We start from the raw sequence: 24,329 nt of genomic DNA, 5'->3' as shown, positions 1-24,329 counted from the left end.
TGGCATTCTGGGGCACGCCCCGGCAGGGCGACTTGTCTGCCAACGACCTGCACATGTCAGGCACGTCCAGGGTCCCCCCTCGCCCCCCGGGCAGACGTCGCCCTCGATATCGTCTCAGGTCGCGCCCAGACAACCCTCATGGCCAGCGCTCGGCCACACTCGGCGCAACCGTGGTGGCTAACGGGACGTTGCCGCCACAGACACGCCGTGCATTCCCCGATCATCACCGACCGTTGTCATCGCCGTCCTCGCGGGAGGCAGCGATGCATGAGGACTCGTTCATGGACCTGATAGCTCGTTCCCCGTTCGAAGACCCCCTGGGCAGCGTCAAGGAGGCCACCGCCAACCTGTTGCACGAACGCGACCGCACCTTCTCGTTGCCCCAGGCGTTCTACAACGATCCGCGCCTGTTCGCGCTCGACATGCAGCAGATCTTCGCCAAGGAGTGGCTGTTCGCCGGCATGAGTTGCGAGATCCCCGCCAAGGGCAACTACATGACCGTCGAGGTCGGCGACAATTCGGTGATCATCGTGCGCGGTGCCGGGAACGAGATCCACGCCTTCCACAACGTCTGTCGCCACCGCGGTTCACGACTGTGCGTGCAGGAAAAGGGCAAGGTCGCCAAGCTGGTCTGTCCCTATCACCAGTGGACCTACGAGCTCGACGGTCGGCTGCTGTTCGCCGGCACCGACATGGGCGCCGACTTCGACCTGGCCAGCTACGGCCTCAAGCCGGTACACGTGCGCAGCGCCGGGGGCTTCATGTTCATCAGCCTGGCCGAACAGCCGCCGGCCATCGACGACTTCCTGGTCTCGCTCGAGCACTACCTCGAGCCCTACGAGATGGACAACGTCAAGGTCGCGGTGGAATCGAGCATCGTCGAGCAGGCCAACTGGAAGCTGGTGATCGAGAACAACCGCGAGTGCTATCACTGCAACGGGTCCCACCCGGAACTGCTCAACTCGCTGCAGGAATTCGACGATACCGACGACCCGCGGGCCACCGAATCCTACAAGGCGCTGGTCGAGCGCAAGCAGGCCGACTGGAGCTGCCAGAACGTGCCCTGGCAGCTCACCCGCTTCGGCAAGCGCAACCGCCTGACGCGGACGCCGCTGCTCGACGGCACGGTGTCGATGACTCTGGACGGCAAGCCGGGCTGCCAGAAGCTCATGGGCCGCTTGACCGATCCCGACATGGGCTCGCTGCGCATTCTTCACCTGCCCAACTCGTGGAACCATTTCATGGGCGATCATGCGGTGGTCTTCCGGGTGATGCCGCTCGGCCCGCAGCAGACCCGGGTCACCACCAAGTGGCTGGTGCACAAGGATGCGGTCGAGGGCAAGGACTATCATCCCGAGGAACTGCGCCGGGTATGGGACGCCACCAACGACCAGGACCGGCGCCTGGCCGAGGAGAACCAGCGCGGCATCAACTCCATGGCCTACCAGCCCGGCCCCTACTCCGAGACCTACGAGTTCGGCGTGATCGACTTCCTGGACTGGTACGGCGAACGCATGCTGGCCAACCTGGGCCACGCTCCCTCGCTGCAGCTCGCCCAGGGCTGATCCGGCGGGACCGGCTCGCCGGGTGCTGGACGCCCGGCGAGTCGCATGATGGGATAGCGGCGAACCCGATTGCCACGAGGCTGCGCATGTCCCAACCATCCGACACGTCATCGTTCGCTGCCGCCGATCTCGAGCCGGCGACCCTCTACCGCTTGATGAGCGGCTCGATCGCGCCGCGGCCGATCGCCTGGGTCTCCACCGTCGACGCCGACGGCAACGCCAATCTGGCGCCCTTCTCGTTCTTCAACGTCGCCAGCGTCGACCCGCCGATCCTCGCCTTCGCCCCGCTGCTCGACGCGCAGAGCCAGGCCAAGGACACCGTTCGCAACATCGAGACGGTCCCCGAATGCGTGGTTCACATCAGTGGCGAAGCCCTGATCGAGGCCCTCAACGCCACCAGCGCGACCCTGCCCCCCGGCGAGGACGAATTCACCCACGCCGGACTCGACAAGGCGCCCCTGGGTGACCTGCGGGTGCCACGCATCGCCGACGCACCGATCGCCTTCGGTTGCCGGGTCCGCGAGGTGGTGCGCTTCGGAGACCGGCCGCGAGCCGGGCGTCTGGTGCTCGCCGAGATCGTCGTCATCCATGCCGACCCGGCGGTGTGGGACGGTCGCCACGTCGATATCGAGACGCTGCGCCCGGTCGGCCGTCTGGCCGGTGCCGACTACGCCCGCGTCACCGATCGCTTCGCCCTGCAAAGGCCCGACTGAGGCCATGATGCCCCGGGCCGGCTGCCCGGGGCCCCCTCTCGGCCCCCATGGGCCTCTCCAGGTGTGCGGTCCCGCGGTCGCTCACCGCAAGCCGGGCAGCAGGAAGCGCTCGATCGCCTGACGCACCGAGGGCAGCATCACGTCGGTGTGCGCCATCAGTTCCCGGACCAGTTCCTGGAGCCCCGGCACGCCCACCTCGACGTGCTTGCGCAGGGCCATCCGCGCGCAGGTCTCGGGACAGGCGTGATCGGGTATCCGCACGTCCAGCGCCTGCAGCCGGGCGCGAAAATCGTCCCCATCGATCAACTCGACAATCATCATGACGCACCTCCTGATCACCCGGGGCGGGAGCCCCTGCCGTCGACTTCTCGTCAGATAGTCAACGCTCGGCCCGGTCGGCGCAACGCCCGGCAGCCCCCGGCACCCGGGCATGCCGAGCATTGTCATGTGCATGTCGCTTCCGGGCATCTCGCCACCAGTCGAGTCTCGCACGGCCGTCGGCCCGCACGCCGAGGTCGGTTTCAGACAACCGAGCCTGCCGGCCCCGGCGAAGAATCAGCCGGTCGCGACCGCACGCCGCGGCGTGAACAACAACAACGAGGAAAGCCCATGGAACAACGAGACGGCCCCGTCATGCGCCCGGGGCAGGACAACACCCAGGTACTGGGACTGGATTTCCACAATCCGGTCTTCCCGCTTTCGGCGATCGCCATTCTGGCGTTCATCATCTACGCCCTGGTCTACCCCGACGCCGCCAACACCCAGATGGTCACCGCGCGAACCTGGGCCATCGACCATTTCGACTGGCTGTTCATGATCGCCGGCAACGTCTTCGTGATCTTCTGCCTGACGATGATCGTGCTGCCGGTGGGCCGCATTCGCCTGGGTGGCAGTGGCGCGCGACCGGAGTTCTCGACCCTGTCCTGGTTCGCCATGCTGTTCGCCGCGGGCATGGGCATCGGCCTGATGTTCTGGAGCGTCGCCGAACCGGTGGCCTATTACACCGACTGGTACGGCACCCCGCTCAACGTGCCCGCCGGTACCCCGGACGCGGCCAGCGCGGCGATGGGCGCGACGCTCTACCACTGGGGCCTGCACCCCTGGGCGATCTACGCCGTGGTGGGGCTGTCGCTGGCCTTCTTCGCCTTCAACAAGGGGCTGCCGCTGACCCTGCGTTCGGCGTTCCAGCCGCTCCTCGGCGAGCGGGTCCGCGGCTGGCCCGGGCACGTCATCGACATCGTCGCGGTACTGGCGACCATCTTCGGCCTGGCCACCTCGCTGGGCCTGGGCGCCACCCAGGCCGCCGGCGGGCTCGCCTTCCTGTTCGACGTCCCTAACACCCTGGGCACCCAGATCGCGATCATCGTGGTGGTCAGCGCGATCGCCCTGTTCTCGGTTTGGCGCGGGCTCGACGGCGGCGTCAAGCTGTTCTCCAACATCAACATGGTGATCGCCGCGGCGCTGCTGCTGTTCGTCATCGCCGCCGGACCGACACTGCTGATCGTCACCGGCATCGGTCACGCGAGCCTGGATTACCTGACCCACATCGTGCCGCTGTCGAACTGGATCGGTCGCGACGACACCAGCTGGTTCCATGGCTGGACGGTGTTCTACTGGGCCTGGTGGATCTCCTGGTCGCCGTTCGTCGGCATGTTCATCGCCCGGGTCTCCTACGGGCGCACCGTCCGCGAATTCCTGATCGCCGTGTTGCTGGTACCCACACTGGTGACGATCGTGTGGATGAGTGCCTTCGGCGGTACCGCGCTGTACCAGGCCGCCCACGGCATCGGCGCTCTGGCCGAGGGTATCGACGACGTCTCGCTGTCGATGTTCCACATGCTCGCCCAGTTGCCGTTGCCCGGCCTGACCTCGACGCTGGCGATCGTGCTGGTGCTGGTGTTCTTCATCACCTCGTCGGACTCGGGCTCGCTGGTGATCGACAGCATCACCGCCGGCGGCAAGCTCGACGCCCCGAAGGGGCAGCGCGTGTTCTGGGCGACCCTGGAAGGGGTGATCGCCGGTGCCCTGCTCTACGGCGGCGGCAGCCAGGCGCTGGGCGCGCTCCAGGCCGGCGCCGTGGCCACCGGCCTGCCGTTCACCGTGGTGCTGCTGTTGATGTGCGTCAGCCTCTACCGAGGGCTGCGTGCCGAGCAGCACCGCCGCCGGGCCCCCGCCGTACCCACCGATCTCGTCGACGACGGTCGCCTCTGAGACACGGGCGACACCCGGACACACGAAGGGGGCGCCGATGCGCCCCCTTCGCGTGATTCGATGGCCCGTGGGTACGGATCAGGAATTGGCGGATTCGTTGGCCATCGACTGGACCCGCTTCATCAGTTCGGGATCCTGCTGGATCGCCTGGCCGATGGCGTTGAAGGTTTCGACCGTCAGGCCGCTGTCCTGAACGACGGACACCATCTTGTCGTTGGCCTCCTTGCGGATCTCCTGCTGCTTGGACTGGTCGTCCGCCTTCTGCAGACGCTGGGTGTAGTCCTGAGAGATCACCGCGATCTGCTGCGAGGCATCGGCAAACTTCTGCAGTTGCCCGTCGGTGAAGTCCTCGGCCGAGGGCGCAGCCTGCTGGGTCTGCTGCTGTTGCGTCTGGCTGCCGCTCTCCTGCGCCATGGCGGGCGCCGAGACCATTCCGGCGGTGAGCAGCGCAGCAGCGAACAGGGCAGTGATCCTTTGCATGTAAAACCTCCAACAACATTGATTGGTTCGTGGCGTGTACGGACTGTGACGACGCATCCGCCCCAGGGTTCCTGAATTTCGTGTAACGCATTGAAAATTCGAGTTCCCCGGTCACTACATCCGTCGCCCTCGGGCGACAGGCCAGGGCCCTCGAATCCGGCGCCCTCGGATCAGAGCCCCTCGAGCCAGGCGACGAGCGCCTCGATGCCCCCGACCAGAGCCTGCGTCGCCGGATGACCGATCGCGTCACCGTCGGCGTCGAGCAATGCAGCGCCCTCGAAATCAACATATGCCAGGCGCGCCGTCAACTGCGCCGGCTCGGCGCCGAAGGCGCTGCCCGGCAGCAGCGCGACACCCGCCTCGTCGAGCAAGCAACGGGTGAGCTCGGCGCTGGTGGTGATGCCACGGGTCGCGAGCCGCTCGCGATAGGCCTCGAAGTCCGGAAACAGGTAGAAACCGCCATCGGGGGCGTGGGTGCGCACCCCGGTGGCGTCGAGGCGCGCCGCACACCACTGGCCGAGCTCGGCGAGGATCTGTCGCTGGCGCTCGACGTAGGCCGTCAGCGCCGGGCTCGGCGTATAGGCCGTGATGGCGGCGTACTGGACGGGGCTGGTCACGCTCGACCAGGTCTCCGAGGCCAGCCCGATCAGACGCTGGAACAGCTCGTCGCCCAGTGTGGCGGGCACGTGCATCACGCCCAGCCGCCAACCGCCGGCGCCACACCACTTGGAAAGCCCGCTGGTGGTCACCGTGCCTTCGGGATAATCGCGGGCGAAGGCACGATGGGCGCCGGCGTGATCGAGCATGGCGTAGATCTCGTCGGCCAGCACCAGCACGCCATGCCGCCGCGCCACCTCGACCAGCCGGCGCTGCTCGTCGGGCGTGGGCGAGAGACCGGTGGGGTTGCCCGGGGCGTTGAGGATCAGCACCTTGAGTCGCTCCGGCTCGGCCTGACAGTGCGCCTCGAGCCGCTCGGCGGTGACCTGCCAGCGGGTCGCGAAATCCGCCGCCAGGCGGACCGCCCGCTGACCGGCGAGCCGCGCCTGGGGCGCATAGGAGACCCAGGCCGGTGCCGGGATCAGGATGTCCGCCTCGGGAAGCGCCCTGATCAGCGCGAACAGCAGCAGCTTGCTGCCCGGCCCCACCAGCACGCGTTCGGCCTGCCAGTCGCTGCCGTCGGTGGCGCGATGAAATGCCGCCACCTGCTCGCGCAACGCCGCGAGCCCCTGCACGGGCAGGTAGGCCTTTTCGGCGGCATGCTCGGCGAGCGCCGCCACCGCCGGGGCGAAGACCGGAAACGGTGACTGGCCGAAGCCGAACTTGTAGACCCGCTTGCCATGGGCCTCGAGCAGCCGCGACTGCTCGTTGATCAACAGAGTGTCCGATGCGGGCGTGCCCGCATCGGCACGTCCGTAACCGGCCGTCAGTCGAGCGGAGAGGGGCGCAGCGCCCGGCCGGGCGGTGTCGGAATCGGTGACCGGGGACATCGAGAACCTCCTTGGAGGGCACGGGGTGAGGAAGGGCGTCATTCGACGTGCAGGCGGGCGATCAAGGCCTCGCGGCGGCGGATGGCGGTCACCGCTTCGGGGCCCATGGCCCGGGCGATGCGCGACAGCAGCATCTCCACCAGCATGAACAGGCTGCTCATGGGGTTGAAGAAGAACGGCCCCTCGGCGGGCGCGACCAGTCGGCAGTCCGTGAGCCCTGCGAGTTGCGAACGCGGATGATTGGTCAACGCCACGAGACCGGCGCCCTGCTCGATCGCCAGCCGGCAGTAGTCGACGCTGACCCGGGTTTCTGGACGGAAGGCGATACCGATCACCAGGTCGTCGCGGCCCAGGTCCAGGGCCCGTTCGACGTCGACGCCGGCCTGGGGCGAGACCAGTTGCACGTCACGGCGCAGATAATCCAGGTAGTAGGCCAGGTAATGGGCGGCACCGAAGCTGGCCCTGAGACCCACCACATGCACTCGCCGGGCGGCGATCACCGCGCGCGCGGCACCCTCGAGAAGCCGCGCGTCGAGACCCTCCACCGCGCTGGAGAGATTGGCCATCTCCTGTTGCCAGAGCGCGCGGTCCCAAGCGGCGTCGGGCTGCGCCTCGGGCGTCTCGCCGAAATCCAGCAGCCGCTCGGCGCGGGTCGAATAGAAGGCGCCACCGGTCAGGTCGCGGCGGAACAGGGCCTGGAAGGCCTTGAAACCGGAAAAGCCCAGGGCCCGCGACAATCGGGTCAGGCGGGAGGCGTGCACGCCCTGCCACTCGGCGAGTTGCGAGATGCTCGACGTGCCCACCCGCTCGGGCTCGCCGACCAGCGCCTCGAGCAGGTCCAGCGCCTTGACGGAGAGTCGCGGGGCCTCGGGGTCGCCGCGGCGGACCCGGGCCGGCAGGGCCTGAAGCTGGGCGTAATCGGCCGGGGGCGTTGATGACGTCATGGGCGCGCTCGTTCACTGGAATACACGCCATTCTAGAGGGCTATCGCCAAACTGCAAATATTTTTACAATAAAGGAAATAAATTACCAAACCGGGATCGCGACCCGACTCGCGCGCCTGGCGGGCAGTTGGTTTCGTCGCTAACATTTGCTAAATTGATCATCAACATACGCCTTCGTATGTTTACAACCACTCAGGGAAGAGCCATGCACGCCTCATTCAACCGACCCCGCCTGGTGCTGTGTCTGGCACTGCTTGCCGCCCCCGTGGCTCAGGCCGACGACCTCTATTCGCTCAAGGTCACCAACGACCTGTTCTCGTCGGGCGACGACGGTCATTACACCAGCGGCGTCGAACTCACCCGGATCAGCCTGCCCGATGCCGATCACTGGTCACGGCGCCTGGCCGACTGGCTTCCCGGCTGGCAGGCCGGTGACGTCGACGCCGTCGGCTATCACCTGGCCCATCAGATCTACACGCCCAATGACATCGAGCGCAGCGAGCTGATCGAGGACGACCGCCCCTATGCCGGCCTGGTGATCGGTGGGGTGTCGCTCTATGACGATGTGGAGCACGACGGCTGGCGCGAGGCCTCGATGCTCGACCTGCAGCTCGGCTGGGTGGGCCCCGCCGCCGGGGGCAAGGTCCTGCAGAAGGGCGTGCATCGAATGATCGGCAGCGACCAGCCCGAAGGCTGGTCCCACCAGCTCGAGAACGAGCCGCTGATCGGCGTGGCCGGCAACAAGGCCTGGTGGTGGCAGAGCCGTGGGGCGGGCCTGGAATGGGAGTATGGCCCCAGCGCCACCTTCCAGATCGGCAACCTCTACGATTACCTGGGCGGCGGCGGCGCGGTGCGTTTCGGCCGGCGACTCGACAAGAGCTTCGGCATTCCCAGCGTCGCCCCGGCCCTGGGCGGCCGCCAGGGCTTCGAGGCCGACGACGGTTTCGGCTGGTACGGTTTCCTGGGCGCCGAAGGGCGCTATATGGCCCACAACCTGCTGCTCGACGGCAACACCTTCGAGGACAGCCACAGCGTCGACCGCCGCGAGTGGGTCGGCGATCTGACCGCGGGCGTGGTGGTCAGCTGGGATCGCTGGCAGGTCGCCTTCACCAACGTGTGGCGCACCCGCGAGTTCGAGTCCCAGGACACTTCCGACCAGTTCGGCTCGCTCACCCTGTCGACCTGGCTGTAGGGGCAACGGGCGCCCGAGGGCGCCCTTGCCTGCCTTCCGGTCGATCTTACCCGTAGACCAGATCCGGCAGCCAGGTGATCAGCGCGGGAAACACGATCACCAGGAACAGTCCCAGCGCCTGAATGCCCAGAAACGGCAGCGATGAGCGGAATATCTGCGCCATGGTGATGTGCGGCGGACACACCCCCTTGATGTAGAACAGCGCATAGCCGAACGGCGGGCTCAAGAACGACATCTGCATGTTGACCAGGTAGATCACCCCGAACCACAGCGAGACATCGGCGGCCGAGACCCCGGGCAGGCCGAACAGGCCGTCGAACTCGAGCGGCTGGATCAGCGGCACGAAGATCGGTACCGCCAGCAGCAGGATGCCCACCCAGTCCAGGAACATGCCCAGCGCGATCAACAGCAGCATCATGATCGCCAGGACGCCATAGGGCCCCAGTCCGGCACCGGAGATCAGCTCCTGAACGAAGGTCTGCCCGCCCTGCAGGATGTAGAAGCCGACGAAGATCGTCGCCCCGAAGATGATCCACATCACCATCGCGGTGGCGACCAGGGTGGTCATGCACGCCGCGTGCAGATTGGGCCAGGTCAGGCGACCGTGCATGGCGGCCACCACCATGGCGCCGAAGGTGCCGATACCCGCCGCCTCGACCGGCGTGGCCAGCCCGGTGAAGATCACCCCCAGCACCACGATCACCAGAATGATCGGCGCCAGCATGTTGCGCAGCAGACGCAGCTTCTCGCGGGTGCTGACCCGATCCTCGGGCGGCAGGGCCGGCGCGGTACGCGGGTTGAGCTTGCCGCGCAGCCAGACGTAGAAGGCGTACATGCCGGCCAGCAGCAGCCCGGGGATCAGCGAACCTAGATACAGCTCGCCCACCGACTGCTGGGCGACCACGCCATAGATGATCGCCAGGATCGACGGCGGAATCAGAATACCCAGGGTGCCGCCGGCCATGATCGAGCCCAGGGCGATCTCGGGATCGTAGTGGCGCTTGAGCATCGCCGGCAGCGCGATCAGGCCCATGGTCACCACCGCCGCACCGATCACCCCGACCATCGCCGCGAGCAGCGTCGAAGCGACGATGGTGGCGATCGCCAGCCCCGCCTTGAGCCCGCCCATCCATTTGTAGACGACGTCGAACAGCTCCTCGATCAGCCCGGCCTTCTCGAGCACCGCCGCCATGAAGATGAATAGCGGGATCGCCGAGAGCTGGTAATTGGTCATCATCGGGAAGATTCGCGACGGCATCATGTTGAGCATGAACTGATCGCCGACCAGATAGAGGAACACCACGCCCAGCCCGCCGGTGACGAAGGCCAGCGGCAGACCGGCCATCAGCACCAGCATCAGTGTGCCGAACATCAGCGCGGTGAGCGTACCGATCCCCACGCCGGCGAGACGGTGCTCGACGCTCAGCGCGAACGACTCGTAGTCGTTGACCACTATGTTGACGATCTCGAACAGCAACACCACCGCCAGCACCGCCCCCAGCATCACCATCGCCCAGGCGAAGACGAGATTGCCGTCGCGCGCCTTCAGGGCGTGGCGGAAGGCCTGGAGATCGCGGATCAACTGGGCGACCCCTTGCAGCAGCAGCAGCACGGCGCCGAAGAACAGCGTGAACTTGATCGGAAAGTACTGGATCGCCCATTCGGTGAACGACACCTCGTTGGCGTAGCCGGCGCCGAAGAACACGCTGTTCTGATCCACCGACTGCGAAAAGAAGGTCCAACCGGTGGACAACAGCGCCAGGGCAAAGACGAAGAAGAAGACCGAGGTCATCAGGTCCAGCGCCGCCCGGGTCAGCGGGCGCCCGCGGGTGTAGAGAATGTCGACGCGCACGTGGCCGCCCTCGCGAAGCGCATAGGCCCCGGCCAGCAGGTACTGCATGCCGAACATCAGGAACATCGACTCGTGGACCCAGTTGGTCGGCGAGTTGAGAGCGTAGCGGACGAATACCTCGTAGCAGTAGGCGAACGGCGCGATCAGCGCCCAATAGGCCACGTAGCGGCCCGTGAAGCCGGAGATCGCATCGATCGCCCGGGTCAGGCCGTTGCCCGGGGGCCGATAGGCGGCGTCAGACGCCGCGGCGGGGGCCTCGCCGGTGGTCGAGCCACTGACCCGGCCGCCACGCCGAAAGCTGCGCTCGACCAGGCCCATCACCACCAGCGGCAGGACCAGCAGCACCGCCCAGTACAGCCAATGGGGCAGCACGAAATTGACTTGTAGATTCATGGGCTCTCCCCCGTCGATGCGATCAGAAGACCGCCACGGTACCGGTATGCATGTCGTCGGAGCGCCCCGCCGCCGGCCTGGCCGACGGCGGGGTCGGGCAGGGGCCGATCAGCCGTTCAGCGAGTAGTCCTTGATGTCCTCGTCGGTCACCAGGGCCACCGCCGGGTCCTGCATGGTCTGGAGGTGAGCGCGGAACAGCCGGGTGGCATCCGGGTCCTTGTTGGCCCACTTGAACCACAGCGGGATCGCCGCCTTGCGGAAGCGGTCGGCATCGTCCTCGGAGAGGTGGATGATCTCCACGCCCTTCTCGCGATACTTGGGCCAGGCCTCGGCGTTGGCCTTCTGGATCGCCGCATAGTGGTCGCGGGAATAGGCCGATACCAGTTCGTGCATGAGATCCTGGGTCTGCGGCGACATGCGCTCGTAGACGCGCCGGTTGACGGCGATGTCCATCAGGTCGACGGCCTGGTGCAGGCAGGGCGTGGAAGGCGGGCCCATGATGATGTACTTGGCGACCTGCCAGAAGCCCAGTTCGTAGTTGACCGCCGCGCCGGTGTAATCGGCGGCATCGATGGTGCCCTTCTCCAGCGCCGGATAGACCTCGGAACCGGGCAAGAGCGTGGTGCGCGCGCCGATCGAGGCGAAGGTCTCGGCGACGATCCCCCCGGGCATGCGCAGCTTGATGCCCTTGAAGTCGTCGAAGCTGCGCAGTGGTACCTTGGAATGGATCAGGTTGAGGTCGTGGTGGACATAGCCCAGCAGTTCCTGGCCCTGCTTGTGATAGAGGTCCTTGGCGATGCCGAACCCGCCGTAGGCGCCGAACATGATGTCCCACTGATGCGGCATCGACAGGCCCATGGGATAGGCGGTGAGGAAGACCCCGGCGGGCATCTTGCCGGGCCAGTAGACGGTGAACCAGTTCTGGCCGTCGAGCACCCCGTTGCGTACCGCATCGGCGACTTCGAAGGCCCCGGCCACCGCACCGGCCGGGAAGGGCTTGATGGTCACCTCGCCGCCGGTCAGCTCCTGAACGCTGTTGGCCCAGGTCTCGAAGGTCTTGTAACCCGTCGTGCCCGGTTGCCAGGAAGACTGCATACGGATCTGGATGCCCTGCTGGGCCTGAACGTTGCCGACCCAGGGCGCCGCGACCGCCACCGCGGAACCGACGGCGGCCCCCTTGAGGAAATGGCGACGCGAGGGCGATGGCGACACCGTCGTGGCCGGGGTGTCGGGGGTTGCTTGGCGGGTAGCGGGCGTATTGGGCGTTTCGTCTTGCATGGCAAGGTCTCCTGGGAATCAGGCCACCCTCGACGGGGTGATGTGGCTTGTTGTTGTACCCGTGCTGCCTGACGCGGCAGTACGTCCCGCTGTTCACAGTAGCCGAGTTGCGTTGGCTGACCACTGAATTCGTCAACGCTGTCGGACACCCGCCTCATCGGCATCGCGGCCTGAAAAGGCGCGCCGGCCGCGCCGCTTGTGACCCGCTTCTGGTCAGACCAGTTTACCCATGAACTCAACGCGTTAGACCAAAGCACGAGGTCGTCACCACGGCGGCTGGCGCCCGGGCGCCGATTCTGGTCTGCTGGTGGGCATCGCCGCTCTTCGAGGTCCCGAGGATGACTGCCCCGTTGCAACACGCCCGGCCCTGGCACGCCCTCCTGCTGTGGCTGACGCTGCTGGCCGGCCCGGCAAGCGCCGCCGAGAATCCGGCCAATCCGCTGATCACCGATCGCGGCCTGTTTCGCCCGCTGATCATCGTCGCCCCCGATGGCGAGGCCCCCGACTACCGGCGCCTGCGCGACGGCCTCAGCCAGCGTCACACGGCCGCCGAGGCGCGCAAGATGCTGCTCTACACCGTCGTCGAGGGCGCCGGGCAACGCGCCGGCAAGCCGATGACCGACACCGAGACCCGCGCGTTGCTCGAGGCACTCGAGGTCCCGGCGACGGCGCCGCTGACGGTGATCCTGGTAGGTCTGGACGGCGGCAAGAAGATGCAGCTCGAGGGCTACGTGGCCCCCCGGCAGGTCTTCGAGATCATCGACAACATGCCCCTGCGGCGTCGCGAGTCGCAACCATGAGCCAGTTGACGAGCCAGCGAGCGTCGCCCTGGCTGGCGGCAATGCCCGGGCTGTTCGTGGTGCTGTGGAGCACCGGCTTCATCGGCGCCAAGTTCGGCCTGCCCTACGCCGCCCCTTTCGCCTTCCTGGCGATCCGTTTTGCCCTGACGCTGGCCGTGCTGGTGCCGCTGGCCCTGGTCCTGCGGGCACGCTGGCCGGAAACGCCCGCGCTCTGTCTGCACGCCGCGGTGACCGGCCTGCTGGTTCACGCCACCTACCTGGGCGGGGTGTTCTACGCCATCGACCGGGGGTTGCCGGCCGGGCTGGCGTCGCTGCTGGTCGGGCTGCAGCCGCTGCTGACCGCGGTACTCGCCCGGCCGCTGCTCGGCGAGCGTCTCACCCGCTGGCAGTGGCTGGGACTCGTGCTGGGCCTGGCGGGTGTGGTGATGGTGCTCGGCGGCAATCTCGCGCCGGATGGCGACGGCGTCTTCGACGGCTTCGGGATCGGCGCCCTGGCGTGCATCGTCGCGGCGCTGGCGGGCATCTCGCTTGGCACCCTCTATCAGAAGCGCTTCTGCCAGGCGGTGCCCCTGCTCGGCGGCAGTGTGATGCAGTATCTGGCGGCCGGCGTCGCGCTGGGGCTGGGGTCGCTGTGGCTCGAGGACGCGCCCGTGGTCTGGAACACGACCTTCGCCCTCACGCTGGCATGGCTGGTACTGGTGTTGTCGGTGGCGGCGATCCTGCTGCTGATGGCGCTGATCCGTCGCGGCGCGGCGTCAAAGGTCGCCAGCCTGTTCTATCTGGTGCCGCCGCTCACCGCGCTGGAGGCCTGGTGGCTGTTCGACGAGACCCTGGGCCCGGTGGCACTGGCCGGCATGCTGGTCGCCCTGAGCGGCGTGGTGCTGGTGGTGCGCGGCCAGCGCCGAACGCCGGGGACACAAGCATCGCGCGTTGCTGCCGATAAGAGTGTCGGCACGCAATAGCATCGTCCGGGACGCCCGTCCCGGGCGATGCGACGGGTCATGTCGGCCCGGCACCGATAGCGGTATACCCTCGACGACGGCCGACGGACGCCGCCAACGACAACGACCAGGGAGCGAAAAAAACCATGACGCATTGCGCACGGGTCGAGGAGCATTGTGGTCGCTGTGACCGGCCGTTGCCGTTCGCCTTCACCATGGCCTTCCAGCCGATCGTCGACGTCGCGCACGCCGAGATCATCGCCTACGAGGCCCTGGTGCGCGGCACGCAGGGCGAATCGGCCCGGGACATCCTGCAACGCCTCGACGACACCCTCCTCTACCGCTTCGATCAGGCCTGCCGGGTCAAGGCGATCGAGCTGGCCAGCCGCCTGGGCATGCGCGAAGTGCTGTCGATCAACTTCCTGCCCAACGCCGTCTACGAGCCCAGCGCCTGCATCCAGGCCACTCTGCAGGCCGCCGAGCGCCACGCCTGGCCAATCGAACGGATCAACTTCGAGATCGTCGAGAGCGAAGCGATCACCGACCGCGGGCATCTCAAGCGTATCGTCGACACCTATCACGCGATGGGCTTCTCCACCGCACTCGACGACTTCGGCACCGGCTACGCCAACCTCGACCTGCTCACCGAGCTGCATCCCGAAGCCCTCAAGCTCGACCGCCAGCTGGTGATGGGCATCGATCGCGACCCGCGACGCCAGACGCTGGTGCGCGCGGCGATCGTCATGGCCGAAGGGATCGGCTGCCGCCTGATCGCCGAAGGCGTGGAGACCGCCGCCGAGGCACGCTGGCTGCGCGCCGCCGGCATCAGCCGCCAACAGGGCTATTTCTTCGCCCGACCGGGCCTCGAGACGCTGCCCACGGTCGACGCCGAACGCTTCGCCGAACTCGACCGCGGCTGAGCGTCAGCTCGGCGCCACCCGGCCACGTCCGGCCTGCTTGCCGCGGTACAGGGCCCGGTCGGCGATCTCGATCAGGGCCTCGGCGGGCGTCTCGCCATCGTGACTGGCGGCGACGCCGATGGTCAGTGTCGGGCGCCGCGGGTCGCCCAGAGCCGCCTGTCGGACCTGTTCGCAGAGCCTTTCGGCGATCTGGCGCGTCTCCTCCTCGCCGCTGCCCGGGAGCACGGCGAGAAACTCGTCGCCGGCGTAGCGACCGACGTGGTCCTCGCTGCGCAACTGCCCGCGCAGGGTCCCGGCGATCCAGGCCAGCGCCCGATCGCCCGCCACGTGGCCATACTGGTCGTTGATCTGCTTGAAGTGGTCGACGTCGATCATCAGCACGCCGACCGGGGTCTGCGTGGCGGCGCTCGACGCCAGGGCGGCCTCGAGTGCCGCCAGGATCGCCCGGCGATTGGGCAGTCCGGTGAGCGCGTCCTGGTTGGCGGCGTCTTCCATGATGCGCCGCCAGGTCGCGAAGCGATGGGTCATGGCATTCAGATAGCCGGCGACGGTACCCAGCTCGTCACCGCCCCGGGTATCGGCACGTGCCGTCAGATCGCCCTCGCCGAGTCGCTGGACGGTACGCCCGAGATCCCGTACCGGGCGCACGATGGAGAGCACGATCAGCGCGAACAGTCCGGCGGCGATCAGCAGCGTCGCGCCCCAGGCACCGACCAACCATTCGAGCTGGCGCTGCTGGGCCCGGGTGGCCAGGGCGGCCCGCCGCTGGATCGCCGCCGACAGGTGGGTCTGGACCTGCTGCAGATCGTCGATGGCCGCGGTGAGACGCTGACGCACGGTGGCGAAGACCGGTGCATCGCCGGCCAGGTGCAGCGGCCGGGTCTCTTCGACCAGCCCCGCGATGGCCGGCCGTGCCGTCTGCCAGGCCGAGCGCGCCCGAGCCAGGCTTTGCTGCAACCGGTCACGCTCGGGGGCGGCGGCGGCAAGCTGCGCGAACAGCCGGTCGATGGCCCCGGTCAGGCCACCGTAGTCGGGCACGGCCTCGCCGGTCTCCGCCGCCAGGGCGTCGGTCAGGGCACGCTGCAGGTCGTACTCGAGAGTGGCCAAGGGCACCAGCAGCGTCACCGCCTCATCGACGGTACGCTGCAAGCGGGTTTCCTGACGCTCGAGTACCGACACGCTGACGACGATCAGCACCGTCATCGGCACCACCAGTACCGCGACCGCCAGCATCAACCGACGGCCCACGGGGAGTCGCCGCAGCAGCGACTCGATCTTGCGCAACGCTCGCTTCATGCCCCTCGCCGCCGCGGCGCTGATCGCACCGCGACGCCTTCGTGTCGAATGAACCCCAATTGGGCCGCATCGCGAGGATCATGACAAGTCAGGACGCCGAGGTACCGACTCAGTGGCGCAGCACGCCCTCTTCCTTGAGCAGGGTGAAGATCGCCTCGGCGCCCTGTTCGGGCGTGACATCGGTGAGCACCTGCCCGCCGCCGCCCTCGGCCTTGGCCGCAGCGGCCTTGAAGCGCTCCCGCGCTGAGCTGGCCTTGACGATCTTGAGCCGCTTGGGACGCGCCCGGGCCGGCTCCAGCGTCCACCCCGCCAGGGCATCATCCGTCTCGGCGGGACGGGTCTCGGCGCTCAGCGTCCCGCGCCGGGCCGGGCCGTAGGCGCTCTGACGCGGCGCCGGCCCCGCCTCGTCGACGCTGATCAGCGCCGGCAGGCGCACCCGCAGGCGCCGCCGCTGGCCGCGTGGCAATGCCTGGAGCAGCGTCGCCGTGCCGCCCTCGACGCTCTCCACCGCGGCGATGCCGGTGACCACCGGCCAGCCCAGCGCCTCGCCCAGCAGGTAGGGCAGAAGCCCCGAACCCTCGCCGGTCTCGGCCCGCGAGCCGGTGAACAGCAGTTGCGGAGCCGCTTCGCGCAGCGCCTCGAGCAGCGCCGGCAGCACGTCGGCGCCCGCGGGCTGATCGATCCGCGTCAGCGAGGCGAAGCCCATGCCCAGATAGTCCCGCAGCGCCGCCTCGCTGTCGGGGTCGTTGCGCCCGGCATGTATCAGGCGCACCCGCGCCGCCTCCAGGCCCAGGGCCAGTTCCACCGCCCGGGCGTCATGATCGGCGCGCCGCGCGCGGGCGGTCAGCGGGTGACGCCCCACCGAGACCAGCACCGCCACGTCGAGACCGCCCGACGCCTGCTTCGTCGTGTCATGCGACATCACGCTGCTCCTCCGCCCCCTGGCGTTCGCGTTCGACCCTCGCCACCAGCGCCTCGAGAATCGCGCCGGCGTCGCCGATCACCGCGAGGTCGGCGCGCTTGATCATGTCGCAACCGGGATCGAGATTGATCGCAACCACCTTGTCGCAGCGCTGGATGCCCTGCAGGTGCTGAATGGCACCGCTGATGCCCACCGCCACGTAGACCCGGGCGGTGACCCAGGTACCGGTGGCGCCGACCTGGCGGTCACGCGGCATGAAGCCGTCGTCCACCGCGACCCGCGACGCCCCTTCGGTGGCGCCCAGGGTCCGCGCGGCATGGTGATAGGCGTCCCAGTCGCGCACGCCGTTGCCGGCGGAAAGAATGAACTCTGCCTCGGCGAGTGCCACCCCGGCGGGATCCACCGCCACCGCGCCGCCATCCTCGATGCGCGTGAAGGCCTCGGGCAGCGGCTGGCTCAAGGTCAACGGGCGCGCCGCGTGATGCGTCTCGCTGACCGGTTCGGCGCACTCCGCCAGGGCCAGTGCGACGCGCGGCAGTGGCCGGCGCAGGTCATTGGCCCCCGCCGAGGCACGCGCCGTGCAGCGCCAGCCGGAGGGCGCCTCGGCATCGGCCTCGACCTGCCAGACCTGGGTCGCCGCGCGCTCGCCGAGCCGCACCGCCAGACGCCGGCCAAGCTCGCCGCCGCCCAGCGAGGAATCCGGCAACAGCCAGTGACGCGGGGCAAGCTCGCGCTCCACGGCCTGCAGCGCGGCCAGGCGTGCCTCGGGGGCGTAACCGTCGAAGATCGCCTCGTCGAAGGCCATCAGGCGGTCGATCCCGGCATCGCCGAAGGCCGTCTCCTTGTGGCTGCCGAAGGTCAGCGCCAGCACCGCACCGGGGCGCTCGGGGTCGGCATCGGCCAGTTGCCGGGCCAACCCCAGCAGGTCCCGGTCGTGGGACGACAGCCGGCCGCCGGCGAGGTCCGGCACCACCGCGATCAGGAACGCCGGTTCTTCGATCGCCACGCTACGCCGCGTCGGCCCGGCCTGGCTACGGCGGCCCTGGGCGGCCTGGGCACCGCGCTGCCCCCCGCTGCGATCGATGCGCTTGATGCCGTTGGGGCCGATGAAGCCGACGGCACGCGGGTTGCGGCGTATTAGTCCGCTGGGGCCGATCCATTCGCTGGGCGAGGCACCCTCCCCGCCGAGTTCGGCGAGCACCGCGAAATGCTCGGGGTGCAGCCGGTTGCGGGCGATCCACTCCTTGCGCGGGTCGCGACGGACGATATCGCTCATCCCATCACCTCCTCGGTCGTGCGCCGCGTATCGCTGGCGGCCGGCGCCGGTGTGGCGTCATCGCCGAGCGCCGCGGCGACCAGCTCGGCAATGTCCTTGATCTCGGCACGGTCCTCGGCCACCACGCCCTCGAGCATGGCGGTGCACTGCGGACAGCCCACCGCGACCAGCTCGGCGCCGGTCTCGCGCACGTCGTTCATGCGCATGTCGGGGATACGCTGCTTGCCGGGCACGTCGGTGATCGGCGCCCCGCCGCCACCGCCGCAGCAGCGCGAGCGGTAACCGGAACGCGCCATCTCGACCAGCTCGACACCGAGGGCCTCGAGCACCGCCCGGGGCGCGGCGTATTCGCCGTTGTAGCGCCCCAGGTAGCAGGGGTCGTGATAGGTCACCCGACCCAGCGCCGTCGGCGTGATGCTGAGCGCGCCGGCCTCGATCAGGGTGTGCAGGTAGGTACTATGGTGGAAGACCTCGTAGTCGCCGCCCAGGGCGCCGTACTCGTTCTTGAGCACGTGAAAGCTGTGCGGATCGCAGGTCACGATGCGGTCGAAGCGATACTGGGACAGCGTGGCGATATTGCGCCGGGCGAGACGCTGGAAGGTCGCCTCGTCGCCCAGCCGGCGGGCCACGTCGCCGCTGTCGCGCTCCTCGTTGCCGAGTACCGCGAAATCGACCCGGGCGGCGCGCAGCACCTTGACCAGCGAACGCAGGGTGCGCTGGTTGCGCATGTCGAAGACCCCGTCGCCCAGCCACAGCAGCACTTCCGCCTCGCCGCGATCGGCGATCAGCGGCAGGTCGAGATCCGCCGCCCAGTGCAGTCGCGAGCCGGGATCGAAGCCGCCAGGGTTGTCGGTGGCGATCAGGTTGTCGAGGACCTCGGCGCCCTTGTTGGGGGTCTCGCCGCGCTCCAGGGTCAAGAAGCGCCGCATGTCGACGATGGCGTCGACGTGCTCGATCATCATCGGGCACTCCTCGACGCAGGCGCGACAGGTGGTGCACGACCACAGCGTCTCGGCGTCGACCAGGGCGGTGCCTTCCCGGGCGACGATCGGCCCGTGGGGGTCGCCGGCGTGCTCGCCGACCGGCTTGCCCGGGTATGGACTGCCGGCGTAGCGGGCATCACTGCCACCGACCATGCCCACCACCATGTCCTGCACCAGTTTCTTGGGATTGAGCGGCTGGCCGGCGGCGAAGGCCGGACACACCGCCTCGCAGCGACCGCACTGCACGCAGGCGTCGAAGCCCAGCAACTGGTTCCAGGTGAAGTCGGCGGGCTTCTCGACGCCCAGCGGCGCGTCGGCGTCGTCCAGGTCCAGCGCCTTGAGCCCGGTCGAGCGGCCCTCGCCCCCGCGCTTGACCGAAAAGCGCGTCGGCCGGCGATGGAAGGCCAGGTGCAGGGCACCGGCGAAGGCGTGCTTCATCGGCCCGCCCCAGGTCATGCCGAACACCAGTTCGGCCAGCCCCCAGGCCACCACCGCGGCGAGCAGTACCGCCACCAGCCAGCCGCCGGCGTCGGCGGGCAGCACGCCCACCGCCGGCAGGGTGACGGCGAAGATGCCCAGCGAGAACGCCATCAGGCTCTTGGGCAGACGCATCCAGGGGCCCTTGGACAGCCTCGCCGGCGGGTCGCGCCGGCGCCGGGCGACGAACAGGCTACCCGCGAACATCGTCGCGCTGGCCGCCAGCAGCAGCCAGCCCAGCACGCCCTCGGCCAGCCCCAGGCCGTGGACGACGATCGCCAGCGCCATGGCGGCGACGAAGCCGCCGGCGGTAGCGACGTGGGTGTTGGACATCACCTTGTCGCGCGCCACCACGTGGTGCAGATCGACCAGATAACGCCGCGGCACCGCGGCCAGACCACGCAGCACGGGCACCGGCGACGGCCGCCCCTGGCGCCACAGGCGAATGCGCCGCACGGCGCCGATCGCCGCCAGCGCCAGGGCGGAGAAGATCAGGATCGGCAGGAGGATATCGAGCATGGTACTCACCTCTCCTCAATGAGGAGCTGTAAGCCTTAAGCTGTAAGCGGTAAGTCCCCTTCTGGCGGAGATCCTTTCACAACCCGCATGGCGAGATGAGCCCCTCGGATGCTCACCTCGTCATGCGTTGGGAAGGTGCTCTTACAGCTTCCGGCTTACAGCTTATGACTGGGGTTAAAAGTCCTTGCAGATCCGCAGGGCATCGTAGATCGCCGCATGCGTGTTACGCGGCGCCGTGCAGTCGCCCAGCCGGAACAGCACGAAGCCGGCATCCGGGTCATCGTCCAGGGTCGCCAGCGCGGGCTGCGGCTGGATGGCGTAGAGCGCCTCGATGTCGACCTGCCCCTTGTTGCGGGAGCGTTCCTTGAGCGCGTAGTAGAGCGCCTCGTCGGGGCGTACGCCGTTCTCGACCACCACCTGGTCGACCACCCGCTCCTCCTGGGCGCCGGTGTACTCGTTCTCGAGCACCGCGACCAGGGCATCGCCCTCGCGATAGACCTTGTGCAGCGCCAGGTCAGAGGTCATGATCACCTCCTTCTCGTAGAGGCTGCGGTAATAGGTCGGGAAAGTGGTCCCGCCGACCGCCGCGCCGGGCTTGATATCGTCGGTGACGATCTCGACCTTGGCGCCCTTGTCGGCCAGGTAGTCCGCCGCCGAGACGCCGGCGAATTCGCAGATGGTGTCGTAGATCAGCACGTTCTTGCCGGGCTCCACGGCGCCGCCGAGGATGTCCCAGGTACTGACCACCAGGCTCTGTCCGCGATCCTCGGAATAGCCCCATTCGGGCACCTGCGACAGGAAGGGCTGGCCGCCGGTGGCGAGCACCACGATGTCCGGCCGCAGGTCGGCGATGGTCGCCTCGTCGGCGCGGGTGCCCACGCGCAGGTCGACCTTGAGCCGCGCCAGCTCGAGCTGGTACCAGCGGGTGATGCCGGCGATCTGGTCGCGCTGCGGCGCCTTGGCGGCGAGCGTGATCTGGCCGCCGATCTGCTCCGATGCCTCGAACAGGGTAACGTCGTGGCCGCGCTCGGCAGCGACGCGCGCCGCCTCCATGCCGCCGGGACCGCCGCCGACCACCACCACCTTGCGCTTCGGCCCGTCGCTGGGGGCGATCTCGTGGGGCAGGCCCAGGTATTCGCGCGAGGTCGCGGCGTTCTGGATGCACAGCACGTCGAGCCCCTGATACTGGCGGTCGATGCAGTAGTTGGCGCCCACGCACTGCCGGATCTGGTCGGTCTGGCCCATCTTGATCTTGGCGATCAGGTGCGGGTCGGCGATGTGCGCGCGGGTCATGCCCACCAGGTCGACGTAGCCGCCCTCGAGGATACGGCTGGCCTGGTTGGGGTCCTTGATGTTCTGGGCGTGGATCACCGGCACGCTGACCACGTCCTTGATACCCGCCGCCAGGTGCAGGAACGGCTCCGGCGGATAGGACATGTTGGGGATCACGTTGGCCAGGGTGTTGTGCGTATCGCACCCCGAGCCGACCACGCCGAAGAAATCGATCATGCCGGTGGCATCGTAGTAGGCGGCGATCTGCTTCATGTCGTCGTGGGTCAGGCCGTCCGGGTGGAACTCGTCGCCGCAGATGCGCAGGCCGACCACGAAGTCGTCACCGACCTCGGCGCGCACCGCCTTGATGACTTCCATGCCGAAGCGCATGCGATTCTCGAAGCTGCCGCCCCACTGGTCCTCGCGCTTGTTGACGCGCGGACTCCAGAACTGATCGATCAGGTGCTGGTGCACGGCCGACAGCTCGATGCCGTCGAGTCCGCCTTCCTTCACGCGCCGCGCGCCCTGGGCGAAGTCGTCGATGACCCGCCAGATCTCTTCTTCCTCGATGGTCTTGCAGGTCGAGCGGTGCACCGGCTCGCGAATGCCCGACGGCGACAGCAGGGTCGGCCAGTCGAAGCCGTCCCAGCGCGAGCGGCGGCCCATGTGGGTGATCTGGATCATGATCTTGCCGCCATGCTTGTGCACGGCGTCCGCCAGGTTCTGGAAGTGCGGAATGATCCGGTCGGTGGAGACGTTGACCGAGCTCCACCAGGCCTGGGGGCTGTCGATCGACACCGGCGAGGAGCCGCCGCAGATGCACAGTCCGCAGCCGCCCTTGGCCTTCTCCTCGTAGTACTTGACGTAGCGATCGGTGGTCATGCCGCCGTCGGTGGCATGGACCTCGGCGTGGGCGGTGCTGACCACGCGGTTGCGAATGGTGAGATTGCCGATCTCGATCGGCTTGAACAACGCATCGAATGCCATCTCGGGAACCTCAACCTGCCAGGTAATGACGGGGAACGACCGTGAAGCGGCCGACGTCGCAGCCTTCCTCGGCGGCGCTCTGGGTCTGCTCGGCGATGGTGCGCAGATCGCTGCCGCGGGCCTCGAGAATCTGGTCCATGGCCCCGGCGAACCAGCCGGTGAACATGTACTCGACCTTGCGCCCGACCTTGCCGAGCTGATAGACGAAGGCGCTGTGCTCGAGGCGCACCTGGGCGGTGCCGGCGTCGAGGTCGATCGCCTCGGTGATGAAGTGCCCCCAGCCGCGCTGGGAGAGCCGCGTCATGTAGTGCTCGAAGACGTCCACCCCCGCGAGACCGTGGCATTCGGCCTCCTTCTCGCACCAGTACCAGGCGCTCTTGTAGCCGGCGTGGTAGAGAATCTCGGCGTATTTCTCGGCACCCAGCGCCTCTTCCACGGCGATGTGGTTGTTGATGAAGAAGTGGCGTGGCACATAGAGCATCGGCAGCGCGTCGGTGGTCCACACGCCGGTCTCGCTGTCCACTTCGATGGGCAGTTCGGGGGCCATTTTGGTCACGGTTGGATTCCTCGAATTATCGTTATAAGAAGAAAGAAGAGATAAGGGGGAAGAGGGTGGAAAAACGCGCGGCGGCCGCGCTCTTGCTCCTCTCCTCTTCCTTCTGAATGCTTTAGCTGCCCCAGACGTCCTTCAGGACGCGCACCCAGTTCTCGCCCATGATCTTGCGCACCTGGGTCTCGCTCATGCCGCGACGCAGCAGCGCCTCGGTGAGATTGGGGAACTCGCCGATGGTGCGGATGCCCTCGGGATTGATGATCGTGCCGAAGTTGGTCAGGCGCCGGGCGTAGCCCTTGTCATGGGTCAGCCATTCGAAGAAGTCCTGGTCGTGACCCTGGGTGAAGTCGGTGCCGATGCCGATGGCATCCTCGCCGACGATGTTCATCACGTACTCGATGGCCTCGACGTAGTCGTCGACGGTGGCGTCGACGCCGGCGCGCAGGAAGGGCGTGAACATGGTCACCCCGACGAAGCCACCGTGGTCGGCGATGAACTTGAGTTCCTCGTCGGACTTGTTGCGCGGGTGCTCCTTGAGGCCGGCGGGCAGGCAGTGGGAGTAGCAGACCGGCTTCTCGGAGGCCTCGATCACCTCACGGGAGGTCTTTTCGCCGACGTGGGACAGATCGCACATGACGCCCACGCGGTTCATCTCGGCAACGATCTCGCGGCCGAACCCGGACAGGCCGCCGTCACGCTCGTAGCAGCCGGTGCCGACCAGGTTCTGGGTGTTGTAGCACATCTGCACGATACCCACGCCGAGCTTCTTGAAGATCTCGACGTAGCCGATCTGATCCTCGAAGGCATGGGCGTTCTGGAAGCCGTAGATGATGCCGGTCTTGCCCTCCTCCTTGGCGCGGGTGATGTCGGCGGTGGTGTACACCGGGCGCACCAGGTCGCTGCACTCGGCCATCAGGGCGTTGCTTCTGACGATGTTGTCGACCGTCGCCTGGAAGCCTTCCCACACCGACACGGTGCAGTTGGCGGCGGTCAGGCCGCCCTTGCGCATGTCTTCCAGCAGCGCGCGGTTCCACTTGGCGATGATCAGGCCGTCGATGACGATGGCGTCGTCGTGCAGGGCTTGCGGGGTCATGGTCGGCTCCCGAGGATTGGCGTCATGGCCGCAGAATAGCCCTGAGCCTGGCCGACTCGACGCTTGGAAGCGACGGGGGGAATCCCAAAAGCGTCATGGGTGTCGCTGATGCGACGTTGGCCGAGCGGACGGCCCCTCCCGCTGCGCCCTGCCCGAGCCCGCTACCGGCCGTGCC

At 67.9% G+C, this 24,329-nt stretch carries 20 protein-coding genes; 7 read left to right on the top strand and 13 right to left on the bottom strand.

Annotated features, from left to right (window positions below; translation table 11 throughout):
* The first annotated feature begins 281 nt into the window (after positions 1–281).
* Both D0901_RS04230 and D0901_RS04225 read left to right on the top strand, forming a co-directional pair.
* Positions 282–1,565 (top strand): aromatic ring-hydroxylating oxygenase subunit alpha, encoded by a 1,284-nt coding sequence (locus D0901_RS04230; RefSeq protein ID WP_129139048.1) that lies wholly within the window; start codon positions 282–284, stop codon positions 1,563–1,565.
* Between the two features lie 86 nt (positions 1,566–1,651).
* On the top strand, positions 1,652–2,278 hold the full coding sequence (locus tag D0901_RS04225; RefSeq protein ID WP_129139047.1) for a flavin reductase family protein: 627 nt from the start codon (positions 1,652–1,654) through the stop codon (positions 2,276–2,278).
* Positions 2,279–2,359: 81 nt separating this feature from the next.
* Here the strand turns inward: D0901_RS04225 and D0901_RS04220 are convergent, their stop codons facing one another.
* Positions 2,360–2,599 (bottom strand): hypothetical protein, encoded by a 240-nt coding sequence (locus tag D0901_RS04220; protein ID WP_129139046.1) that lies wholly within the window; start codon positions 2,597–2,599, stop codon positions 2,360–2,362.
* 288 nt (positions 2,600–2,887) lie between these two features.
* On the opposite strand from D0901_RS04220, the gene D0901_RS04215 reads away from it, so the two are divergent.
* Entirely contained in the window at positions 2,888–4,489 is a 1,602-nt protein-coding gene (locus tag D0901_RS04215) for a BCCT family transporter (protein ID WP_129139045.1), read from the top strand.
* A gap of 78 nt (positions 4,490–4,567) precedes the next feature.
* Here the strand turns inward: D0901_RS04215 and D0901_RS04210 are convergent, their stop codons facing one another.
* From D0901_RS04210 to D0901_RS04200, 3 genes are all read right to left on the bottom strand, one after another.
* Positions 4,568–4,969: a DUF4168 domain-containing protein gene (locus D0901_RS04210; protein WP_129139044.1), complete on the bottom strand. Its 402-nt coding sequence runs from the start codon at positions 4,967–4,969 to the stop codon at positions 4,568–4,570.
* Between the two features lie 170 nt (positions 4,970–5,139).
* Positions 5,140–6,456, bottom strand: coding sequence for a pyridoxal phosphate-dependent aminotransferase (locus D0901_RS04205; RefSeq protein WP_129139043.1), 1,317 nt, complete (start codon positions 6,454–6,456; stop codon positions 5,140–5,142).
* Positions 6,457–6,494: 38 nt separating this feature from the next.
* Complete coding sequence (locus D0901_RS04200; RefSeq protein ID WP_129139042.1) at positions 6,495–7,400, bottom strand: MurR/RpiR family transcriptional regulator; 906 nt, start codon at positions 7,398–7,400, stop codon at positions 6,495–6,497.
* Between the two features lie 205 nt (positions 7,401–7,605).
* Here D0901_RS04200 and D0901_RS04195 point away from each other — a divergent pair, with 205 nt between their 5' ends.
* Positions 7,606–8,592: a lipid A deacylase LpxR family protein gene (locus D0901_RS04195; protein WP_129139041.1), complete on the top strand. Its 987-nt coding sequence runs from the start codon at positions 7,606–7,608 to the stop codon at positions 8,590–8,592.
* 46 nt (positions 8,593–8,638) lie between these two features.
* Here the strand turns inward: D0901_RS04195 and D0901_RS04190 are convergent, their stop codons facing one another.
* Positions 8,639–10,837 carry a TRAP transporter large permease subunit gene (locus tag D0901_RS04190; protein ID WP_129139040.1) on the bottom strand — a complete coding sequence of 733 codons (2,199 nt, stop codon included), beginning with the start codon at positions 10,835–10,837 and terminating at the stop codon, positions 8,639–8,641.
* 108 nt (positions 10,838–10,945) lie between these two features.
* Positions 10,946–12,115, bottom strand: coding sequence for a TRAP transporter substrate-binding protein DctP (gene dctP / locus D0901_RS04185; RefSeq protein ID WP_129139039.1), 1,170 nt, complete (start codon positions 12,113–12,115; stop codon positions 10,946–10,948).
* Positions 12,116–12,453: 338 nt separating this feature from the next.
* Between dctP and D0901_RS04180 the strand changes: the two genes are divergently transcribed.
* The 3 genes from D0901_RS04180 to D0901_RS04170 all read left to right on the top strand — a co-directional run bounded on the left by D0901_RS04180 (position 12,454) and on the right by D0901_RS04170 (position 14,776).
* A complete protein-coding gene (locus tag D0901_RS04180; RefSeq protein WP_129139038.1) occupies positions 12,454–12,915 on the top strand; it encodes a DUF4174 domain-containing protein in 462 nt (153 codons plus the stop codon).
* Positions 12,912–13,877, top strand: a complete 966-nt coding sequence (locus D0901_RS04175; RefSeq protein ID WP_129139037.1) for a DMT family transporter — start codon at positions 12,912–12,914, stop codon at positions 13,875–13,877. Before D0901_RS04180 ends, D0901_RS04175 begins: the two co-directional genes overlap by 4 nt.
* 125 nt (positions 13,878–14,002) lie before the next feature.
* Positions 14,003–14,776, top strand: a complete 774-nt coding sequence (locus tag D0901_RS04170; protein ID WP_129139036.1) for an EAL domain-containing protein — start codon at positions 14,003–14,005, stop codon at positions 14,774–14,776.
* 3 nt (positions 14,777–14,779) lie between these two features.
* Here D0901_RS04170 and D0901_RS04165 read toward each other — a convergent pair whose 3' ends face one another.
* From D0901_RS04165 to D0901_RS04135, 7 genes are all read right to left on the bottom strand, one after another.
* Positions 14,780–16,072: a GGDEF domain-containing protein gene (locus D0901_RS04165; protein ID WP_129139035.1), complete on the bottom strand. Its 1,293-nt coding sequence runs from the start codon at positions 16,070–16,072 to the stop codon at positions 14,780–14,782.
* A gap of 109 nt (positions 16,073–16,181) precedes the next feature.
* The gene (gene etfB / locus D0901_RS04160) at positions 16,182–16,994 is read right to left on the bottom strand and encodes an electron transfer flavoprotein subunit beta (RefSeq protein WP_129139034.1); all 813 of its coding nucleotides are present in this window, start codon (positions 16,992–16,994) and stop codon (positions 16,182–16,184) included.
* The gene (gene etfA / locus D0901_RS04155; protein WP_129139033.1) at positions 16,984–18,270 is read right to left on the bottom strand and encodes an electron transfer flavoprotein subunit alpha; all 1,287 of its coding nucleotides are present in this window, start codon (positions 18,268–18,270) and stop codon (positions 16,984–16,986) included. The genes etfB and etfA overlap by 11 nt, the downstream gene beginning before the upstream one ends.
* Positions 18,267–20,249 carry a (Fe-S)-binding protein gene (locus tag D0901_RS04150; protein WP_129139032.1) on the bottom strand — a complete coding sequence of 661 codons (1,983 nt, stop codon included), beginning with the start codon at positions 20,247–20,249 and terminating at the stop codon, positions 18,267–18,269. The genes etfA and D0901_RS04150 overlap by 4 nt, the downstream gene beginning before the upstream one ends.
* A gap of 174 nt (positions 20,250–20,423) precedes the next feature.
* Entirely contained in the window at positions 20,424–22,508 is a 2,085-nt protein-coding gene (gene dgcA, locus D0901_RS04145) for a dimethylglycine demethylation protein DgcA (protein ID WP_129139031.1), read from the bottom strand.
* A gap of 10 nt (positions 22,509–22,518) precedes the next feature.
* Positions 22,519–23,064 (bottom strand): 4-vinyl reductase, encoded by a 546-nt coding sequence (locus tag D0901_RS04140; RefSeq protein WP_129139030.1) that lies wholly within the window; start codon positions 23,062–23,064, stop codon positions 22,519–22,521.
* 112 nt (positions 23,065–23,176) lie between these two features.
* Complete coding sequence (locus tag D0901_RS04135) at positions 23,177–24,154, bottom strand: dipeptidase (protein ID WP_129139029.1); 978 nt, start codon at positions 24,152–24,154, stop codon at positions 23,177–23,179.
* Between the last annotated feature and the right edge of the window lie 175 nt (positions 24,155–24,329).

The organism is Modicisalibacter coralii (genome assembly GCF_004117855.1).
GTDB lineage: Bacteria > Pseudomonadota > Gammaproteobacteria > Pseudomonadales > Halomonadaceae > Modicisalibacter > Modicisalibacter coralii.
Note: the sequence above shows the minus strand (reverse complement) of the source record. Positions and strands in the feature narration are given on the sequence as shown.

Bases quoted from the DNA above. Each gene is read 5' to 3' on its own strand.
- D0901_RS04205 (WP_129139043.1), bottom strand. From the start codon at position 6,456: ATGTCCCCGGTCACCGATTCCGACACCGCCCGGCCGGGCGCTGCGCCC.
- D0901_RS04200 (WP_129139042.1), bottom strand. From the start codon at position 7,400: ATGACGTCATCAACGCCCCCGGCCGATTACGCCCAGCTTCAGGCCCTG.
- D0901_RS04215 (WP_129139045.1), top strand. From the start codon at position 2,888: ATGGAACAACGAGACGGCCCCGTCATGCGCCCGGGGCAGGACAACACC.
- D0901_RS04230 (WP_129139048.1), top strand. From the start codon at position 282: ATGGACCTGATAGCTCGTTCCCCGTTCGAAGACCCCCTGGGCAGCGTC.
- D0901_RS04225 (WP_129139047.1), top strand. From the start codon at position 1,652: ATGTCCCAACCATCCGACACGTCATCGTTCGCTGCCGCCGATCTCGAG.
- D0901_RS04175 (WP_129139037.1), top strand. From the start codon at position 12,912: ATGAGCCAGTTGACGAGCCAGCGAGCGTCGCCCTGGCTGGCGGCAATG.
- D0901_RS04150 (WP_129139032.1), bottom strand. From the start codon at position 20,249: ATGCTCGATATCCTCCTGCCGATCCTGATCTTCTCCGCCCTGGCGCTG.
- D0901_RS04190 (WP_129139040.1), bottom strand. From the start codon at position 10,837: ATGAATCTACAAGTCAATTTCGTGCTGCCCCATTGGCTGTACTGGGCG.
- D0901_RS04135 (WP_129139029.1), bottom strand. From the start codon at position 24,154: ATGACCCCGCAAGCCCTGCACGACGACGCCATCGTCATCGACGGCCTG.
- D0901_RS04220 (WP_129139046.1), bottom strand. From the start codon at position 2,599: ATGATGATTGTCGAGTTGATCGATGGGGACGATTTTCGCGCCCGGCTG.
- etfA (WP_129139033.1), bottom strand. From the start codon at position 18,270: ATGAGCGATATCGTCCGTCGCGACCCGCGCAAGGAGTGGATCGCCCGC.
- dctP (WP_129139039.1), bottom strand. From the start codon at position 12,115: ATGCAAGACGAAACGCCCAATACGCCCGCTACCCGCCAAGCAACCCCC.
- D0901_RS04170 (WP_129139036.1), top strand. From the start codon at position 14,003: ATGACGCATTGCGCACGGGTCGAGGAGCATTGTGGTCGCTGTGACCGG.
- D0901_RS04210 (WP_129139044.1), bottom strand. From the start codon at position 4,969: ATGCAAAGGATCACTGCCCTGTTCGCTGCTGCGCTGCTCACCGCCGGA.
- D0901_RS04195 (WP_129139041.1), top strand. From the start codon at position 7,606: ATGCACGCCTCATTCAACCGACCCCGCCTGGTGCTGTGTCTGGCACTG.
- dgcA (WP_129139031.1), bottom strand. From the start codon at position 22,508: ATGGCATTCGATGCGTTGTTCAAGCCGATCGAGATCGGCAATCTCACC.
- D0901_RS04180 (WP_129139038.1), top strand. From the start codon at position 12,454: ATGACTGCCCCGTTGCAACACGCCCGGCCCTGGCACGCCCTCCTGCTG.
- D0901_RS04165 (WP_129139035.1), bottom strand. From the start codon at position 16,072: ATGAAGCGAGCGTTGCGCAAGATCGAGTCGCTGCTGCGGCGACTCCCC.
- etfB (WP_129139034.1), bottom strand. From the start codon at position 16,994: ATGTCGCATGACACGACGAAGCAGGCGTCGGGCGGTCTCGACGTGGCG.